16 protein-coding genes are annotated in these 17,681 nt (G+C 57.8%); 12 read left to right on the top strand and 4 right to left on the bottom strand.

All coding sequences use genetic code 11. The features are described from left to right. Positions 1–91: 91 nt before the first annotated feature. Positions 92–301: a hypothetical protein gene (locus tag ACOYNV_RS19465; RefSeq protein WP_422901469.1), complete on the bottom strand. Its 210-nt coding sequence runs from the start codon at positions 299–301 to the stop codon at positions 92–94. Between ACOYNV_RS19465 and ACOYNV_RS19470 the strand changes: the two genes are divergently transcribed. From ACOYNV_RS19470 to ACOYNV_RS19490, 5 genes are all read left to right on the top strand, one after another. Further along, positions 300–959 carry a YceH family protein gene (locus tag ACOYNV_RS19470; RefSeq protein ID WP_422901470.1) on the top strand — a complete coding sequence of 220 codons (660 nt, stop codon included), beginning with the start codon at positions 300–302 and terminating at the stop codon, positions 957–959. The two genes, ACOYNV_RS19465 and ACOYNV_RS19470, sit on opposite strands and share 2 nt — an antisense overlap. A gap of 141 nt (positions 960–1,100) precedes the next feature. Then, positions 1,101–2,192 (top strand): TAXI family TRAP transporter solute-binding subunit, encoded by a 1,092-nt coding sequence (locus tag ACOYNV_RS19475; RefSeq protein WP_422901471.1) that lies wholly within the window; start codon positions 1,101–1,103, stop codon positions 2,190–2,192. 303 nt (positions 2,193–2,495) lie between these two features. Beyond that, positions 2,496–3,449 carry a TAXI family TRAP transporter solute-binding subunit gene (locus tag ACOYNV_RS19480; RefSeq protein WP_422901472.1) on the top strand — a complete coding sequence of 318 codons (954 nt, stop codon included), beginning with the start codon at positions 2,496–2,498 and terminating at the stop codon, positions 3,447–3,449. 291 nt (positions 3,450–3,740) lie between these two features. After that, positions 3,741–5,816: a TRAP transporter permease gene (locus ACOYNV_RS19485; protein ID WP_422901473.1), complete on the top strand. Its 2,076-nt coding sequence runs from the start codon at positions 3,741–3,743 to the stop codon at positions 5,814–5,816. Further along, positions 5,813–6,199 carry a DUF1850 domain-containing protein gene (locus ACOYNV_RS19490; protein ID WP_422901474.1) on the top strand — a complete coding sequence of 129 codons (387 nt, stop codon included), beginning with the start codon at positions 5,813–5,815 and terminating at the stop codon, positions 6,197–6,199. Before ACOYNV_RS19485 ends, ACOYNV_RS19490 begins: the two co-directional genes overlap by 4 nt. A gap of 168 nt (positions 6,200–6,367) precedes the next feature. On the opposite strand, the gene ACOYNV_RS19495 is transcribed toward ACOYNV_RS19490, so the two are convergent. Further along, positions 6,368–7,012, bottom strand: coding sequence for a YecA family protein (locus ACOYNV_RS19495; protein WP_422901475.1), 645 nt, complete (start codon positions 7,010–7,012; stop codon positions 6,368–6,370). A 4-nt stretch (positions 7,013–7,016) separates the two neighbouring features. Next, complete coding sequence (gene queF / locus ACOYNV_RS19500; protein WP_422901476.1) at positions 7,017–7,439, bottom strand: preQ(1) synthase; 423 nt, start codon at positions 7,437–7,439, stop codon at positions 7,017–7,019. 126 nt (positions 7,440–7,565) lie between these two features. On the opposite strand from queF, the gene smc reads away from it, so the two are divergent. The 3 genes from smc to ligA all read left to right on the top strand — a co-directional run bounded on the left by smc (position 7,566) and on the right by ligA (position 14,527). Then, complete coding sequence (gene smc, locus ACOYNV_RS19505; RefSeq protein WP_422901477.1) at positions 7,566–11,066, top strand: chromosome segregation protein SMC; 3,501 nt, start codon at positions 7,566–7,568, stop codon at positions 11,064–11,066. A 10-nt stretch (positions 11,067–11,076) separates the two neighbouring features. Beyond that, a complete protein-coding gene (locus tag ACOYNV_RS19510) occupies positions 11,077–12,342 on the top strand; it encodes a cell division protein ZipA C-terminal FtsZ-binding domain-containing protein (RefSeq protein WP_422901478.1) in 1,266 nt (421 codons plus the stop codon). A gap of 169 nt (positions 12,343–12,511) precedes the next feature. After that, complete coding sequence (gene ligA / locus ACOYNV_RS19515) at positions 12,512–14,527, top strand: NAD-dependent DNA ligase LigA (protein ID WP_422901479.1); 2,016 nt, start codon at positions 12,512–12,514, stop codon at positions 14,525–14,527. Positions 14,528–14,718: 191 nt separating this feature from the next. Here the strand turns inward: ligA and ACOYNV_RS19520 are convergent, their stop codons facing one another. Next, positions 14,719–14,841: a hypothetical protein gene (locus ACOYNV_RS19520; RefSeq protein ID WP_422901480.1), complete on the bottom strand. Its 123-nt coding sequence runs from the start codon at positions 14,839–14,841 to the stop codon at positions 14,719–14,721. A 72-nt stretch (positions 14,842–14,913) separates the two neighbouring features. Between ACOYNV_RS19520 and galU the strand changes: the two genes are divergently transcribed. From galU to def, 4 genes are read left to right on the top strand one after another with little or no spacing between them, the layout of a single operon-like run. Next, on the top strand, positions 14,914–15,786 hold the full coding sequence (gene galU, locus ACOYNV_RS19525) for a UTP--glucose-1-phosphate uridylyltransferase GalU (RefSeq protein ID WP_422901481.1): 873 nt from the start codon (positions 14,914–14,916) through the stop codon (positions 15,784–15,786). Then, positions 15,783–16,331, top strand: coding sequence for a hypoxanthine-guanine phosphoribosyltransferase (locus tag ACOYNV_RS19530; protein WP_422901482.1), 549 nt, complete (start codon positions 15,783–15,785; stop codon positions 16,329–16,331). The genes galU and ACOYNV_RS19530 overlap by 4 nt, the downstream gene beginning before the upstream one ends. A 1-nt stretch (position 16,332) precedes the next feature. Next, positions 16,333–17,088 carry an S-methyl-5'-thioinosine phosphorylase gene (locus tag ACOYNV_RS19535; protein ID WP_422901483.1) on the top strand — a complete coding sequence of 252 codons (756 nt, stop codon included), beginning with the start codon at positions 16,333–16,335 and terminating at the stop codon, positions 17,086–17,088. Then, a complete protein-coding gene (gene def / locus ACOYNV_RS19540; protein ID WP_422901484.1) occupies positions 17,033–17,602 on the top strand; it encodes a peptide deformylase in 570 nt (189 codons plus the stop codon). Before ACOYNV_RS19535 ends, def begins: the two co-directional genes overlap by 56 nt. Positions 17,603–17,681 lie beyond the last annotated feature (79 nt).

The raw sequence follows: 17,681 nt of genomic DNA on the forward strand, positions 1-17,681 counted from the left end.
AAGCAAATATTGCTTGTTTAGCGTTTTCGCGATGCGTTATTTTTAACTCAGCCTCCAACCCTTGCGCCATCATGGGGGCGCGGTTCGTGCGTCAGGATTGCGCTGTAATCGCTGCTTCATCGGCGGTTCCTTTGGCGGTCAAGGGAATGCCTCGAAGAAGGCCGTCTTTATTGGCTTCCAGCCCTGCCTGCGGCGAAGATTGTTGGGCCGACAAAGCTAATAGAAACACGGAATTGCTTGTTGCGAAGGCAAACGCTTGGGAGAATGCCGCCTTCACCGATAGCCAAAGAGAAAACCACATGAACCATGCACTGCCCGAGCTGACCTTGCTGGAAGCACGCATCCTCGGCGTACTGGTCGAAAAGGAAAAGACGACCCCCGACGCCTACCCGCTGACCTTGAACAGTCTGGCCGCTGGCTGCAATCAGAAGAGTTCGCGCGACCCGGTGATGAATGCCAGCGATAGCGAGATACAAGCGTCGCTGGAGGAACTGCGCCGCCGCGTGCTGGTACTGGAAACCTACGGCGCCTCCGGCCGCGTGCTGCGTTATGCGCAAAATTTTGGTAAATGCTACGGCTTGCCGCCAGCCAGCATCGCCCTGCTCACCATCCTGATGCTGCGTGGCGCGCAAACCGTCAGCGAGTTGCGCGCCAATTGCGAGCGGCTTTACCGCTTTGACGATGCCTCTTCAGTCGAAGCCTATCTGGAAGAACTTGCGGCACGCAGTAGCGGTGCGCTGGTGACCAGGCTGGCCAAACAGGCGGGATCGCGCGAGCATCGCTGGGCGCACCTGCTCTGTGGTCAGCCGAGTTTATCGGCAGAGCAAGGTAAAGTTCGCGATGGCGATTTGACTAGCAACGCCGCGCTGGAAGACCGGATTGCCCGGCTCGAACAAGAGGTGAGCGAACTGCGCAAGGCAATAAGTCAGATCGCCGGCAATCCTTCCGGACTGCCGTAATCCGGGAAATCGCCGGGAGCAATTTAGCTGATGCTGCGACGCGTCACGTGCGTCGCCCCTTGAGCCTCGTTTTAATTGAACTTTGTCGTCGTCGGCGAGACTGAGTAATTACATCATCTCCAACAACATGGACTAGATAACATGACAATTCAAACCGATGGCAAATTAATTCGCACTATTTCAGGGACATTCAGCGGGTTTTTTTTTGCTGCAGCTCTGCTGCTGTCGAGTGGTGAATCTGCTGCGGTGGCTGAGTACAAGATCGTGACGGCATCGGAAAAAGGAACCTATTACGCGATAGGTATGGACCTCGCCAAATACGTCGCACCGGGTGCTGATATCAATCTCGAGGTCTTGGCTACTCCGGGGTCGGCCGAAAACATCAAACTCTTGCGCCAAGAGCCAGGCGTGAAGTTTGCCGTGGTCCAGGCTGACGTATATCAGGCCTTTATTGATCGAGCGGTTAGCGGCAACACGAAAGCCGCTTCGATCATCCGACCACTGCGTGTCATCCTTCCACTCTACAACACCGAGATTCATTACATTGTTCGAGCGGATTCCGAAATGAATTACCTGCATGACATCAAGAATGCAAAGATCAACGGCGGACTGGTGGGAAGCGGCGCGGCGTTGATATCACATACGCTCTACCGGATGATGTTCAATGGGCCAATACCGGAAGCGAATGATAGTTTTCTTTCAAACGAGGAAGCGCTGCTCAAATTGATTACCGACAAGTCAGTTGATGTCGTTGTGGTCGCTGCAGGCCAGCCGGCGCCGATCATCGCCAACATGAAGCCCGAGGCGAAGAAGCTTATCAAGCTACTCAAGTTTGACCCCAACCATCCCACAAGCAAACTGCCGCTGACCGTCTACAAGCCTGCCACGATGAATGCGAGCAGTTATCCGAACCTGCTGACGGAGAGTTTCACAACTATCTCGGTGGGCGCGTTCTTGGTTACTTATGACTACAACCTCAAGGACACGATAAGCCACATTACACAGTTTACGCGCTCGCTTTGTGAGAATTTTCCGACATTGCAGGCACAGGGGCATCCCAAATGGCGCGAGGTCAGCCTGAAGTTGCCCGATCTTCAACCTGGATGGACTTACTATCCGCCAACGACCAGGGAGCTTCGCGCGTGTCTCGACAAGAAACCCAGAGCATTTTCAAGGCCTCCAGGTGTGTCCAAATGCGTAGCCGAAGAACGCATTCTGGGCCTGTGCCAGTAGTTCGAATGGTGAACAAACGTCTCTGGCAGTGATCTTGTTCATCAGTTCAGCAACTGGATTTACAGGGTTTACGCTCAGGGCCGTAGAAGGAAAGGAGTTTCAAGCACACGATCCGAAGTCGTCTGCGACCGTTTTGCGTCGGGCAATACCTATTTTCATTGTCAGATTCTTCAAGATGCTGACTCGGAGACTGGGGGTGAAAATGAACTTATTGCTGAATTTATTAGCCTAATTTGTTGTCTTGAAATCAGAAAATCTGCAGCTAATTGATTAATCCAGTTACGACTCACTTGAGAAAACCCGATGAAATCCTCACTGCGCCATACCCTTGTTTTCAGTGTCGTCACAGCCTTTTTCTCAGTTCCGGCGCATTCCGCCGAGTTCATTAACGTCCTTACGGGTGGCACCAGCGGCGTCTATTATCCGCTCGGCGTTGCACTTTCGCAGATTTACAGCAAGGCAATTCCGGATTCTAAAACGGCTGTCCAGGCGACCAAGGCCAGCGTGGAAAATCTCAACCTGCTGCAGGCCGGTCGTGGTGAAGCCGCCATTTCCTTGGGGGATTCGCTGTCGGATGCCTGGAGAGGCAATGAAGAAGCCAGTTTCAAGACGCCCCTGAAAAGGCTGCGCACGATTGCCGCACTCTATCCGAACTACATCCATCTCGTCGCCTCGGCTGACTCCGGAATCAAGTCGCTTGCAGATATCAAGGGCAAGCGGATTTCGGTTGGCGCGCCCAAGTCCGGCACCGAACTCAATTCGCGGGAGATCATCAAAGCTGCCGGGATGAGCTACAAGGATTTTTCCAGGGTGGAATACCTTTCGTACGCCGAATCGGTTGAGCTACTGAAAAATCGGCAGATCGACGTCACGCTGATTTCTTCCGGTCTCGGCGTTGCTGCACTACGTGATCTGGCGAGCTCGCAACAAGTTGTTTTCATTCCGATTCCGGCTGAAATTGTAGCCAGGATCAACGATTCTGCCTTCCAGCTCGGCATCATTCCCGCCAAGACCTATGAAGGGCAGAACACCGAAGTGCAGTCGATCGCCGTGCAGAACTATCTCGTTACGCATGAAGGTGTTTCGACCGCAACGGTCTATGCGATGACCAAGTCGATGTTCGAAAACATTGATCAAATGGTTGCTGCACACTCGGCCGCCAGGGCGATCAAAAGGGAAAATGCCGCCAAGGCGCCGCCCGCTCCGCTGCATCCGGGCGCTGAGAAGTACTACCGCGAGGTTGGTCTGCTGAAGTAGGCAGCGGCTGTGCACCAATACAGATTCTGACTCGGTCGTTGCATCTCTTGCAGTGACCGGCACGGTAAATTTGTTCTACCGCTAACCCATTGATTTACCGTCATTCCGGGCTTGACCCGGAATCCAGTTCGTTTATCAAACAGGTCTTTTAACATTTTGAGCAGATGGACGAATCTGGCTCTGCACCCCAAGGGCGGTCAGATTCCGTCCTTCGCCGGAATAACGGCGGATGGTTAGAACAAATTTACCCTGCAGTGACCGGTTTTTTTTGAGATCACAGAAAGAAATGGCATGACCGATAGTATTATCGACCGCATTGCCAACGTGGCTCCCGAAGCTTCCGATTTTGAGGAATACGCACACCAGCGTCAGCTGGCCGGCTGGGCGGCACGAATTGCGATGTTCGCCGCGCTGTCCTTCTCGGCCTACCAGATTGCGGTCGCTGCATTTCAGCCTTACTCGAGCCTAATCATCCGGGCCTTGCATGTCAGCTTCCTGCTGCTGCTCATTTTTATTCTCTATCCGGCGCGCAGCAAGGGGCGCTATGAGCGAAATGTGCCGTGGTATGACGTTCTACTCGCTGTCGGCGGTTTCTCGGTCGGCTTCTACCATCTGCTTTTCGAAGCGGATCTTATCGAACGTTCGGGCGATCCAAATACGGCCGATCTGGTCGTCGCTACGCTGGCCACCGTGCTTGTTCTCGAAGCTGCACGGCGGGTCATGGGCTGGGCCTTGCCGTTGCTCTGCGGAGCATTTCTCGCTTACGGTTTCTTCGGCCAGTATCTGCCGCTTGAAATTGCCCACCGTGGCTTCGGTTTCGATCAGGTCGTCAGCCAGCTTTACCTCGGTAGCGACGGCATTCTCGGCATTCCGACACTGGTCTCGGCAACCTACATCTTCCTCTTCATTCTGTTCGGAGCCTTCCTCGAACATGCCGGCATGATTCGCCTGTTTAATGCAGTTGCGCTCGGCCTAGTTGGCCAATCGCAAGGCGGGCCGGCGAAAGTGGCGGTGATCTCCTCGGGGTTGATGGGCACCATCTCCGGTTCCGGCGTGGCCAACGTGATGACGGTTGGCCAGTTCACCATCCCGCTGATGAAACGCTTCGGTTACACCTCGGTATTTGCCGGCGCCGTCGAGGCCACGGCTTCGATGGGCGGCCAGATCATGCCGCCGGTGATGGGGGCCGTGGCCTTCATCATGGCCGAAATGCTCAACGTACCTTATGCCGAAATTGTCAAAGCGGCGATCATTCCGGCCATGCTCTACTACCTTACTGCTTTCTGGATGGTGCATCTTGAAGCTGGCCGCCTGAAACTCTTCGGCGTACCCAAGGATCAGTGCCCGAATCCCTGGCTGGCTCTCAAGGAAAGCTGGCATCTCGCGGTGCCGCTGGCAGCGCTGGTGTATATGCTCTTCCACGGTTTTACGCCGATGTTCTCCGGCATGATGGGGCTGGCGCTGACGGCCATCCTGATTCTGGGTGTGGCGCTCTCCGCCCGTATTTCCATCACTGCTTTGCGCTATGTATTCTGGTTTGCACTGGGGCTCGGTGCCGCGTCTTTCGCCAAGTGGGGAATCGTCCCGGTGCTTGGCGTTATCGGCGGACTGATCCTGGCCAACTTTTTCGTTAAAGGCGGTCAGGAAACCCTGCATACGATGAAGATGGCGCTGGCCGATGGGGCCAAGCAAGCGCTGGTGGTTGGTATCGCCTGCGCCATCGTCGGCATCATCATTGGCGTGCTGTCGCTGACCGGTGCGGCGTCAAACTTCGCCGGATTCATTCTCGAAGTCGGTGAAAAGAGCCTCTTCCTCTCACTCTTGCTGACCATGGTGGTGTGCCTGGTTCTTGGCACAGGTCTTCCGACCATCCCTACCTACATCGTTACCAGTTCGATCGCCGGGCCGGCACTGCTACAACTCGGTGTGCCGCTGATCATTAGCCACATGTTCGTCTTCTATTTTGGCATCATCGCCGACCTGACCCCGCCCATCGCCCTGGCCGCTTACGCCGCCGCATCAATCGCCAAGGCTTCACCCATGAAGATCGGCTACAAGGCTACGCAGATATCCATTGCCGGCTTCGTTGTTCCCTTCATGGCCGTCTATGATCCGGCGTTGATGTTGCAGGGTGACCCCACCGTCATGGCCGTTGTTTATATTGTGTTCAAGGCCACGCTGGCAATTTTTTTGTGGGGAAGTGCGGCCATTGGTTACCTGTGGTCGCCGCTCAACATGATCGAGCGCGTGGTCACTACGGCCGCCGCCTTCCTGCTGGTTGTCGCCCTACCGGTTACCGACGAGCTAGGCTTTGCCGCTGCCGCTGTGTTTGTTGCCTGGCACTGGCTGCGCAGCCGCAAGCCGTGATATCCCTGTGCCTGACTTCCGGCGCGATCTCGGCCGCCCTGGTCATCCAGTCATTTACGCTAGCCTGGATGCATTCCGTCGAAAAGGTGCGCTGGGAGGAAGATTGGCGGATCGAGAGTCGGCAATTGCAGATCGTCGAAGCCCGCATCAAGGGCAGCGGCGCCGGCATGGAACCGCCAGAGGGCGCCGTATTGCTTGATGGCGCCTGGCACTACCGACCGGCGGTTGCTCCGATGGAGCGCCTGATACTGGCACATTCGCCCTACACCACCGGCTACGAGTTATGCTTTCAAGGCGACTGCCAGCCGCTCACCCATTTCCTGCCGGGTATCGAAGAAACGGGAACGATCATTCTTGCGCCCTGTCCCGGAGCATCGGGCTGATTGCCGTAGCGCAATAGTGATAGGGTTAAATGCGGCGGAATTTCCATGATTCCGGATCGACCCCTGCTGTTTTTATTTAAAAGCCGTTAACTCGCCCCGCAGCATTGCTTGTATTTCTTGCCGCTGCCGCAGGGGCAAGATTCGTTAGTTGCGGCCGATCCTGGGTTCTTAGCGGCGGATGGGTTGCGTGCCGCGTTTGGCTATCCAGAAGCGGTAGATGTCTGCTACGGCTTGCGGCAGGTCTTCCTCGCAGTCGTTTTCGACCTGCGCACGCTCTTCGCCTTCAGCCCACGCTTCGCCATGTTCCAGGGCAGCGGCTTCGGCTTCGCCGGTGAGCAGCATCAACGGGAAGAGGCGTTCGTCGAGGTAGCTGATTTCTTCGCTGTCCTCGGTACCTTCTTCTTCGCCCAGGAACTCGAACCAGTCATCTTCGGCGGCGTCGACGCCGGCCAGATAGGCCTGGCACCAGGGGAGGTAGTCGCTCGGGCCGTTCTCATCGTCGTCTTTGGGGTAGAGCAGGAGGACGGGCGGTTCGCCGTTGGTCAGTACTTCTTCCAGTGCCACGGCAAAGGCGCGTAGCAGTTCGGCGGCTTCGCGGCCAGCTTCGGTGTCCAGCGCTTCTTCGCTGCCCAGCGCATCGGCCAGCCAGTCTTCTTCCGGGATCGGTTGCGGGCCGGAGAGGGCGGCGCAGAGATAGCCCTGGATTTCGTCCAGGCGCATGGCTTCGAGTAGCGCCGGGTCGTCGAGCAGGGTTTCAAGACGGTCGAGCAGGTTGTCGGGAAGTTGTGCTTGCACTGTTGATTCGGTAGTCATGGTTTCAGCCTCGGATATTGGATTGGGTGGCAAATTCGGCAAGTTCTACTTTCGGCGCTGGCGTCCAGCCTTCTTCCCGGTGTTCGGCGACAATATTGGTAAAGATGCCGCCGCGTACATAGAACTTTGCCGTCAGGCGCATGAAGCGGGGTTGGGTGGCTTTCACCAGATCGTCGAGGATGCGATTGGTCACGTCTTCATGGAAACAGCCCTGGTCGCGGAATGACCAGGTGTAAAGCTTGAGGCTCTTCAGTTCGACGCAGGCTTTTTCCGGAATGTAGTCGAGAATCAGCGTGGCGAAGTCCGGCTGGCCGGTTTTCGGGCACAGGCAGGTGAATTCGGGAATCTCCATGTGAATATGAAAATCGCGCTGCGGGGCAGGATTGGGAAAGGTTTCGAGTGTTTTTGCGGGTTTGGTGGTCATCATTGGTCCGGGTTCAAGCGATTCAGGCGTGCAGGATGCTATTATAATCGTCGAACGATGCCATTGCGGCGTCATGCAATGCTTCCAGGAACCATTACCCACGCAGCCTCCAAGGCTGCGTTCTATTTGATGCGTCTGACAAAACTCAAACTTGCCGGTTTCAAGTCCTTCGTCGATCCGACAACGATTGCCCTGCCAGGGCAACTGGTCGGGGTCGTTGGTCCCAATGGCTGCGGAAAATCCAATGTGATGGATGCCGTGCGCTGGGTTCTGGGCGAGTCGAAAGCCTCGGAATTGCGTGGCGAGTCGATGCAGGACGTTATCTTCAATGGTTCCAGTACGCGCAAGCCGGTGTCCAGGGCGGCAGTCGAGCTGGTTTTCGACAATTCGCTCGGGCGCATTGCCGGCCAGTGGTCGCAATACGCCGAGTTGTCGGTCAAGCGCTTGCTGACGCGCAGCGGGCAGTCCGAGTACTACATCAATAACCTGCACGTTCGGCGCAAGGATATTACCGACCTGTTCCTGGGCACCGGTCTCGGTCCGCGCGCCTACGCCATCATCGGGCAGGGGACGATTTCACGCATTATCGAGGCACGACCCGATGAGTTGCGGGTGTTTCTCGAAGAGGCGGCCGGCGTTACCAAATACAAGGAACGGCGCAAGGAAACCGAGAGCCGTATGGCCGATACGCGAGACAACCTGTCGCGCGTCGAGGATATCCGGCTGGAGCTTGGCGCGCAGATTGAACGTCTGGAAGGGCAGGCGGCCGTGGCTAGGCAGTACCGAGGTTTCAGCGATGAGTTGACGCGCAAGCAGCAAGTGCTGTGGTTGCTCAAACGCAACGATGCGCAGGCGGAACGCGAACGCCTGGCGCGTGAAGTCGAGCGGGCGACGATTGAGCTTGAGGCGCAGAACGCCGCCTTGCGTGAAACCGAAGCCCGGCTTGAAGAAGCGCGGGAAAGCCATTTTTCATCCAGTGATGGCGTGCATGGCGCGCAAAGCAGTCTGTTTACGGCCAATGCCGAGGTGGCGCGGCTTGAAGCCGAAATTCGCCACCGCCGCGAATCGCAGCACGAATATGAATCGCGCCTGGCGCAATTGACTGATGACCAGGTGCACTGGCAGGATCAGGTCGAGAAACTGGACGCCGACCATAGCCGCTGGCTGGAGTTGTCGTTAGTGGCCGATGAGCGCGTCGAACAGGGCGAAATGCGTCTGGCCGCGCAGCAGGAGCGTCTGCCGCTGGCCGAGGAAGCCCACGCCCGTGCGCAGGAAGAAGTCAATCGTCAGCGTGCCGTCGTGGCCCAGACCGAGCAGCGCTTGCAGGTCGAGCAGGCCAATCGCGGCCATGCCCAGCGCTCGCTGCAGATCATCGCCGGTCGTCGCGAGCGTCTGGCGCAGGAGCGCGGGGCGCTGCCTGTTCCCGACAGCGACGAGTATGAATTCAAGCAGGAAGCACTGGCCGAATTGCGCCAGCGAATCGTTGAAGCGCAGGAAGAACAGGTCATCAAGCAGCAGCAGTTGCCGCAGCTCGAACAGCAGCGCCGGGAGGTGCTGGCCGAAGTGCAGCATGTGCAGAAGGAGCGTGCCGAAGCCCACGCCCGCCGTGCTGCGCTGGAGCAGTTGCAGAAGCGCGTGCAGGGCGACGGCAAGCTGGGTGACTGGCTGCATCGGCATCGGCTGGATAATCGCCAGCCCTTGTGGAAATCATTGCACGTCGAGGCCGGGTGGGAAGATGCTGTCGAGGCCGTCCTGCGCGAGCGGATCAGCGCGCTGACCGCCGAGCACGCCGATCCGGCATGGAGCAAGGACCGGCCGGGCAGCAAACTGACCTTGCTGTTGCCGGTCGATGGCGCAACGGCAAGCATTGGCGCTGACCGCCTGCTGGCGCGCATTCGTTGCGACGAACCGAAACTCGCGTCCATTCTCGCCGACTGGCTTGGCGAGGTATCTACAGCGCCTGATCTGGCCTCCGCACTGGCCCGCCGCGAGCGCCTGAGTGGCGCCGCCTGCTGCGTCACGCCAGGTGGCGATGTGGTCAGCCGGCAGAGCGTCACGTTGTTTGCACCGGACGCCGCAGAGCATGGCCTGCTTGAACGGCAGCGCGAGATCGAGGAACTCGGCGGGCTGATCGCGCAACGCGAGGATCGGGTTGAGCAGGAGCAGGCGCGGCTGGCGGAAATCGAAGCGCGCATGGTCGATGTGCAGAACGCCTTGCAGGAATCACGCAAGGAACTCAACGACCTGCAGGAACGGGCGCACGCCATTCAGGTTGAAACGCTCAAACTGGCACAGGCGCTGGAGCGCTTCCGCGAGCGACAGGCGCAGATCGACGCCAGCCTGGCCGAAATGGCCGTCGAGGAAGAAGGCGAAAACGTGCGCTTGCAGAGTGCCGATGACGCCATCGAGGTGCAACGCGAGCAGATTCGCCAGTTGCAATTGGTTATGGATGCGGCGAAGGCGAGTTTCGAACAGGCTGAACGGGTGTTACGAGACCAGCGCGAGCAGGTCAATGGTGTCGAACGCGAGTTGCGCGAGGCGCAGTTTTCGCAAAGGGAATGCCGCAGCAAGATCGAGGAAATCATCCGTAGCCGAGAACTGGCGTGCAAGCAGATCGAACGCATCGTTGACGAGTTGGCGCGCTGCACTGAAAGCGCCGAGGCCATGCAGGCCGAGGATCTTGAGCCCAGGCTTCAGGAGGCGCTCGATCAGCGGGTTTCCCGCGAGCAGGCGCTGGCCAATATGCGCGATGCGCTGGAAGCGGCGACCTCCATGCTGCGCACCCTGGAAGAACAGCGCATGCGGATCGAGCATAGTCTCGAACCCTTGCGCGAACGGATCAGCGAACTGAAGTTGAAGGAGCAGGCGGCCAGCCTTAATTTCGACCAGCTTGCAGCACAATTGCTTGAAGTGCAGGCCAATGAGCAAAGTCTGATCGGTGACTTGGCCGGTGCCCGTGTCGGGCCGCTGCAAAGCGCGATTACCGGGCTGCAACGGTCGATCGAAGCGCTTGGCGCGGTCAATCTGGCGGCACTCGACGAACTGGAATCGGCGCGCGAACGCAAGGGATATCTCGACGCGCAGTCGGAAGACCTGACGCAGGCCTTGGAAACACTGGAAAACGCCATTCGCCGCATTGATCGTGAAACGCGTGAATTGCTGCAAACGACCTATGACTCGGTGAACCGCAGCTTTGGCGAACTTTTCCCGATTCTGTTCGGCGGTGGCGAGGCCGGTCTGACCATGACCGGCGATGAAATTCTCGATTCCGGCGTGCAAGTCATGGCGCAGCCGCCGGGCAAGAAAAACTCGACGATCCACCTGCTTTCCGGTGGTGAAAAAGCATTGACCGCGATTGCACTGGTTTTTTCCATGTTCCAGCTCAATCCGGCACCGTTCTGCTTGCTTGACGAAGTCGATGCACCGCTGGACGATACCAATACCGAACGTTTTTGCGCGATGGTGCGACGCATGTCCACCAACACGCAATTTCTGTTTATCAGCCACAACAAGATCGCGATGGAAATGGCGCAGCAACTCGTTGGCGTAACGATGCAGGAATCCGGTGTTTCGCGTATCGTTGAGGTCGACATGGAAGAAGCTCTGCGCATGCGCGAGCAGATCGTTTAGGAAAAGAGAGATGACCGAACTGCAAATGGGTATGATTGGCCTCGGGGTCACCGCCGTTGTAGGTGTGGTGGCCTACAATCAATGGCAGGAATACAGGCACCGCAAACTTGCGGAACGGCTTTTGAATGGTCGGCATGCGGATGTTCTGATTGACGAACCGGAGGTTGGCGCAACAGGCTCTGGCTATGTTGCCAGTGAGCCTGAAGTTGAGCCGGAAGCGCCGGTGACGCCAACAGTAGCTTCGTCGTTAGAGATTGCTGATAACCGGGCCATGCGTGCGCCCTCCAATGAACGCATCGAGCCGGTTTTGGGAAAGTTTCTGGAGCCACAGGAGCCGGCAATGGCGCGCCATGAGCCTTCTGTCGAGATGGAGGCCAAGTCTGTCCCCGCCTTCGAGCCTGCTTCTGCACCACTCCAGGATGAAGTCATGGATACCAGGGAGGTTATCGAGCCTTTCCATTTGCTTTCCCCGATTATTGATTATGTGGCGTCCTTTGAAGCCGTTGAGCCGGCCTCGGCTTACCAGATACTCGAAGCGCAGCGGGATGTTTTGGCGCGTGTCAAAAAACCGGTTCACTGGATTGGCTACAACGAGCTTACACGCGAGTGGGAAACCATTATCGATGACGGTGAAAGCGAATACCGCCGCATCCGGGTCGGCGTGCAACTGGTTGACCGTCGGGGGCCCTTGGCCAACGGCGACCTGTCGGTTTTCCATATTGCCATACAGGATCTGGCCGATGAGTTGATGGCCATTGCCGACTTGCCACCTCGTCAACCGGCGCTGGAAATCGCAGCAAAGGTTGATGAGTTTTGCGCTAGCGTCGACATTCAGATCGGAATCAATGTAATCAGCCAGGGGCAGGTTTTTCCTGGTACCAAACTGCGTGCGCTGGCCGAGGCGGCCGGCATGGTGATCGATGACGAAGGGCGTTTTGTCCGCCATGACGATGACGGCAATGTGCTCTATGTGCTGCTCAATCAGGAAGCGTCGGGGTTTTCAGCCGAGGCGATGAAGACCATGACTACCCATGGCTTGACGTTCCTGCTCGATGTTCCGTGCGTGGCGCACGGCGAACGCGTATTCAATCAGATGGTCGATCTGGCGAAGCGTTTTGCCGATGTCCTGCGCGGCGCCCTGGTCGATGACAATCGACGCCCCCTTTCTGAGGGCGCCCTTGAACCGATCCGTCTGCAGGTTCGACATTACCAGTCGCTGATGGCGGCACAAAGCCTGCCGGCCGGTGGGCCGCTGGCGCGACGATTGTTCTCCTGAGAGGTTGTGAAAAAATGCCTGAACACCCACCGCAGAGCCGCAAAGGCGCAGAGGTTTCGCAGAGAAAACCTTTAAAAACAGTGGGGTTTCTCTGCGTTTTCTTTGCCCCTTTGCGTCTCTGCGGTGGATTTTTGATATTTTCACAACCTCTGAGCCGGGCTGGTTACCGATGAGCGTCAGCCAGCGTGTCCTGGAGTTGCGGGCCGAGATCGAGAAGCATAATCGACAGTATTACGCCCTTGATGCGCCGCTGATTGCCGATGCCGACTACGACGGCCTGTTTCGCGAATTGCAGGCGCTTGAGGCGGAGCATCCAGAGTTGGCGAGTGCCGATTCGCCGACGCAAAGGGTCGGCGCTGCACCCCTGCCAGAGTTCAAGTCGGTCGCGCATCGCACGCCGATGCTATCGCTGAACAACGCTTTTTCAGACGACGAAGTTCTGGCCTTCGACCGTCGAGTGCGGGAAGGGCTTGATGGAGGCGACGAGATTGGTGATGTCGAGTATTCAGCCGAACCCAAGTTCGATGGCCTGGCCGTTGGCCTGATTTACGAGAACGGCGTCTTTACCTGTGGCGCGACGCGCGGCGATGGCAGCACCGGCGAGGACGTGACGGTGAATTTGCGTACCGTCGGCAACCTGCCGCTGCGTCTGCAGGGCTCTGGTTGGCCGCGACTGCTGGAGGTGCGCGGCGAGGTGCTGATGCTGCGCAGTGATTTTGATCGTCTCAACGCCCGCCAGCGAGAAAAAGGTGAGAAGGAGTTCGTCAATCCGCGCAACGCGGCCGCTGGCAGTCTGCGCCAGCTCGATTCACGGATTACCGCCGCGCGTTCGCTACGCTTCTTTGCCTACGGGATTGGTGTTGCCGAAGGGGCCATTCTGCCGCCAACGCATTCGGCGTTGCTCGATCTGTTGGTGACCTGGGATTTGCCGGTCGCCGGTGAGCGGCGTTGTGTTTCGGGTGTTGCCGGCCTGCTCGATTACTACGCCGAGATTGGTGCCAAGCGCGCGGCGTTGCCTTACGACATCGATGGCGTGGTCTATAAACTCAATGATCTGGCGGCCCAAGAGCGTCTCGGTTTTGTTTCGCGCGCACCGCGCTTTGCCATCGCGCACAAGTTCCCTGCCGAGGAAGCCAGTACCGAGGTGCTGGGCATCGATATCCAGGTGGGGCGCACTGGTGCGCTGACGCCGGTAGCCCGTCTGGCGCCGGTTTTTGTCGGCGGTGTGACGGTGACCAACGCCACGCTGCACAATGAGGACGAGATTCGGCGCAAGGATGTCCGGATTGGCGACACGGTCATAGTCCGGCGGGCTGGGGACGTGATTCCGGAAGTGGTGCGCGTGTTGCATGAAAAGCGGCCGATCCTGGCGCCCGAGTTCATCATGCCGAAGTCCTGCCCGGTCTGCGCGTCGCAAGTGGTTCGGGCCGAGGATGAAGCGGTGGCGCGCTGCAGTGGCGGGCTGTATTGCCCGGCCCAGCGCAAGCGGGCGCTGCTGCACTTTGCTTCGCGCCGGGCCATGGATATCGAAGGGCTGGGCGATAAACTCGTCGAGCAACTGGTCGATAGCGATATCGTCAGAACGCCGGCCGATCTCTACAGAATGGGGCTGTTGGCGCTGGCCAACCTTGACCGCATGGCCGAAAAATCGGCGACAAATCTGCTCGCCGCCATCGAGAAAAGCAAGCATACGACGCTGGCGCGCTTCATCTACGCCTTGGGTATTCGTAACGTCGGAGAAACAACCGCCAAGGATCTGGCGCGTCATTTTGGCTGCGTGGACCGGGTTCTTGTTGCGGACGAAGAAGAGTTGATGCAGGTTGGCGATGTCGGCCCGGTGGTGGCCCAGTGTTTGCGGCAATTCTGCACCGAGCCGCATAATCTGGAAGTCGTCGAGCAGTTGCGTGCGGCGGGCGTGGTCTGGCCTGAAGGTGAAGCGCAGCCAGTGGCGGTCAGTGCCCTGGCCGGCAAGGTGCTGGTGCTGACCGGAACACTGCCGTCGCTGACGCGTGAAGACGCCAAGGCCTTGATCGAAGCGGCCGGCGGCAAGGTCAGCGGGTCGGTTTCGAAGAAGACCGATTTTGTGATCGCCGGTGCGGAGGCAGGTTCCAAGCTGGAAAAGGCGCAGGAACTGGGCGTGACGGTGATCGATGAGGCACAATTGCGAACTCTGCTGGATCAATAGCATGGTGAATGCCGATAAACTGTTTTGAATTTTGTAGCAAGATTGGCGCAGGGAAACATCCTCTGCAAGCCTCGCCAATCGGCGATCTACAAGCAGGAAAGATGGGGATTCAATGAATACGCCACTCTCCAGGCCATTTGCTTGTAGATCGTTTATACATGAGGTCTGCAGCCATGCACCCGGCAGGGTATCTAGTAGTCAGTCAGATTGGATCTGGCGTAAATAATCCCGTCATTCCGGGCTTGACCCGGAATCCAGTAGCGCACCACTGGATTCCGGCCTTCGCCGGAATGACGGCTGTCCATCAGTTTCATAGTGACTGACTACTAGCTTGGCAAAAGGGTTCTAATAACAATTTCGCTGTCTTACTCGGGAATTGATTTTCAATGAAAAAAGTAACCAAAGCTGTTTTTCCAGTCGCCGGTCTCGGTACGCGCTTTCTGCCGGCCACCAAGGCCAGTCCGAAAGAGATGATGCCGATCGTCGACAAGCCGCTGATCCAGTACGCCGTTGAGGAGGCGGTGGCGGCCGGCATTACCGATATGATTTTCGTCACCGGCCGGACCAAGCGTGCCATTGAAGATCATTTCGACAAGGCTTACGAACTCGAAAGCGAATTGGCGCTGAAGAAAAAAACCGAAATGCTCGAGTTCGTCCAGAACCTGCTGCCCAGGAACATCAACTGCATCTACATTCGCCAGTCAGAAGCTCTCGGCCTTGGCCATGCCGTTCTTTGCGCCAAACCGGTGATTGGCGACGAGCCTTTTGCCGTGCTATTGGCCGACGATCTGCTCGATAACGAACCGCCAGTCATGAAGCAGATGGCCGATACCTACGACTACTACCGCTGTTCGGTGCTGGGTGTGCTGGACGTGCCGCGTTCAGAGACCGCCAGCTATGGCATCGTCAAGTCGAGCACGGTTGCCGAGCGCGTTGAACGTATCGAAGCTATCGTCGAAAAGCCGAAACCCGATGAATCGCCGTCGACCCTGGCGGTGGTCGGTCGCTACATCCTGACGCCACGTATTTTTCATCATCTGGAGCGCGTTACGCCGGGCTCCGGCGGAGAGATTCAGCTTACCGACGGTATCGCCGCAATGCTCCTTGAAGAGCAGGTTCTGGCTTATCGCTATGTAGGAACACGCTTCGACTGCGGTTCAAAGCTGGGCTACTTGCAGGCAACCGTCGAGTTTGGCCGGCGCCATCCGGAAGTGGGCAGCGCCTTTTCTGACTATCTGGCTCATCTGGAAAAAGCATGACCGACACACAAAACGCGAAGGATCTTCTGGCGGCGGCGGAACTCATCCACACGGCAGAAACGGTCGCAGCGGCGGTCAGTCGTGTTGCCGGCGAAATTACCGAGAAACTGGGCGACACCAATCCCTTGCTGCTCTGTGTAATGAGTGGCGGCGTGCCTTTTGCCGGAAATTTGATGACCCAGTTGAATTTCCCGCTCGATTTCGACTACATGCACGTTACGCGCTACGGTCAGGATACCGCCGGGGGCGCACTGTCGTGGCGTGCTGCGCCGTGGACTCCGGTCAAGGGACGCACCGTTCTTGTCGTCGATGACATTCTTGATGAAGGGCTGACGCTGGCCGCCATTGTCGAGCGCATGAAGCAGCTTGGTGCCAAGGCCTGTTATACGGCCGTAGCAACCGACAAGTTGAACGGCAAGGTAAAACCGATCAAGGCGGATTTTGTCGCGCTGACGGTTCCGGATCGCTTCGTGTTCGGCTATGGCATGGACGTGCGTGGCGCGTGGCGGAATCTCCCGGCAATCTACGCCGTAAAGGATGAATGAGATGCTGGCTGTTATCGGTGGTAGTGGTCTGTCGCAACTGGCCAATCTGGATGTCTCACATCGCGAGGTGCTGCGCACGCCTTATGGTGAGCCATCGGGTGCCGTGACGTTCGGCCAGATTTTTGGCCATCCCATCGCTTTTCTGGCGCGACACGGTTATGGCCATACGATTCCACCGCATGAGGTGAATTACCGGGCGAACATTTGGGCGCTCAGCAAGTGTGGGGCGGTTGGCATCATTTCAGTGGCTTCGGTCGGCAGTATCCGGGCTGACCTCAAACCCGGCGACGTGGTTATTCCGCATCAGATCATCGACTACACCTGGGGTCGAAAATCCACCTTCCACGAAGGACTGGATTGCACGCTCACGCATATCGACTTTACCGAACCCTATGACCGCATCTTGCGTGAGCAACTGATCACGGCGGCGCGGGCTGCCGGTATTCCGGTGAGCAACTCCTCGGTTTACGCCGCAACCCAGGGGCCACGCCTCGAAACCGCTGCCGAGATCAACCGCTATGAACGTGATGGCGCTGACGTGGTGGGTATGACGGGTATGCCCGAGGCCGCCCTGGCACGCGAACTGGCGGTGCCCTATGCGGCCATCAGTGTGGTGGCCAATTACGCGGCCGGCCGCGCCGACAGCCTTACCGGAATCAGTTTCGAGTCGATTCAGGGGGTGTTGCACGAGTCGATGGGCAATGTGCGTACCATCATCGAAAAAATGGTCGGCTGTGGCAATCAGACCCGTCCTTAAAATGGGCGATCCGCGCCTGTGGCAGCAGGCGCGCACGGTCGATTTTTTCGCTACGCCGGAACTGCACGCCCTGATTGCCGATATGCAGGAGACCATGCTCCACCTCGATGGCGCGGGTCTGGCAGCGCCACAGATCGGTGTCGGTCTTCGCGTGGTAATTTTTGGTTTCGAGGATAATCCGCGCTATCCAGAGGCCGGTAGCGTTCCCTATACGATATTGATCAACCCCGAGCTGACGCCGCTTTCGGATGAGATCGAGGAGGCCTGGGAAGGCTGCCTGTCGGTGCCCGGACTGCGCGGTTCAGTACCGCGCTGGCGCCATTTGCGCTACACCGGTTTCGACCCCTGCGGACAGCCGATCGAGCGCTCGGTCGACGGCTTTCATGCCCGCGTTGTCCAGCATGAGTGCGACCATCTTGACGGCATTCTTTACCCGATGCGAATCCGGGATTTCAGACTTTTCGGATTCGCCGATGCCTTATCCCCGGATGCAGAAAACCTTCCTGAGGACTGAGCCTAAAAACCGCAGTGAAAGTGACTAAGGAACGCCTACGAAATAACTTCCCGGTTTGACAAATCGAAATGGCATGCCA

This window comes from Propionivibrio sp., from assembly GCF_049316945.1.
GTDB lineage: Bacteria > Pseudomonadota > Gammaproteobacteria > Burkholderiales > Rhodocyclaceae > Propionivibrio.

Bases quoted from the DNA above. Each gene is read 5' to 3' on its own strand.
- ACOYNV_RS19470 (WP_422901470.1), top strand. From the start codon at position 300: ATGAACCATGCACTGCCCGAGCTGACCTTGCTGGAAGCACGCATCCTC.
- ACOYNV_RS19465 (WP_422901469.1), bottom strand. From the start codon at position 301: ATGTGGTTTTCTCTTTGGCTATCGGTGAAGGCGGCATTCTCCCAAGCG.
- ACOYNV_RS19475 (WP_422901471.1), top strand. From the start codon at position 1,101: ATGACAATTCAAACCGATGGCAAATTAATTCGCACTATTTCAGGGACA.
- ACOYNV_RS19480 (WP_422901472.1), top strand. From the start codon at position 2,496: ATGAAATCCTCACTGCGCCATACCCTTGTTTTCAGTGTCGTCACAGCC.
- ACOYNV_RS19485 (WP_422901473.1), top strand. From the start codon at position 3,741: ATGACCGATAGTATTATCGACCGCATTGCCAACGTGGCTCCCGAAGCT.
- ACOYNV_RS19495 (WP_422901475.1), bottom strand. From the start codon at position 7,012: ATGACTACCGAATCAACAGTGCAAGCACAACTTCCCGACAACCTGCTC.
- queF (WP_422901476.1), bottom strand. From the start codon at position 7,439: ATGATGACCACCAAACCCGCAAAAACACTCGAAACCTTTCCCAATCCT.
- smc (WP_422901477.1), top strand. From the start codon at position 7,566: ATGCGTCTGACAAAACTCAAACTTGCCGGTTTCAAGTCCTTCGTCGAT.
- ACOYNV_RS19510 (WP_422901478.1), top strand. From the start codon at position 11,077: ATGACCGAACTGCAAATGGGTATGATTGGCCTCGGGGTCACCGCCGTT.
- ligA (WP_422901479.1), top strand. From the start codon at position 12,512: ATGAGCGTCAGCCAGCGTGTCCTGGAGTTGCGGGCCGAGATCGAGAAG.
- ACOYNV_RS19520 (WP_422901480.1), bottom strand. From the start codon at position 14,841: ATGAAACTGATGGACAGCCGTCATTCCGGCGAAGGCCGGAATCCAGTG.
- galU (WP_422901481.1), top strand. From the start codon at position 14,914: ATGAAAAAAGTAACCAAAGCTGTTTTTCCAGTCGCCGGTCTCGGTACG.
- ACOYNV_RS19530 (WP_422901482.1), top strand. From the start codon at position 15,783: ATGACCGACACACAAAACGCGAAGGATCTTCTGGCGGCGGCGGAACTC.
- ACOYNV_RS19535 (WP_422901483.1), top strand. From the start codon at position 16,333: ATGCTGGCTGTTATCGGTGGTAGTGGTCTGTCGCAACTGGCCAATCTG.
- def (WP_422901484.1), top strand. From the start codon at position 17,033: ATGTGCGTACCATCATCGAAAAAATGGTCGGCTGTGGCAATCAGACCC.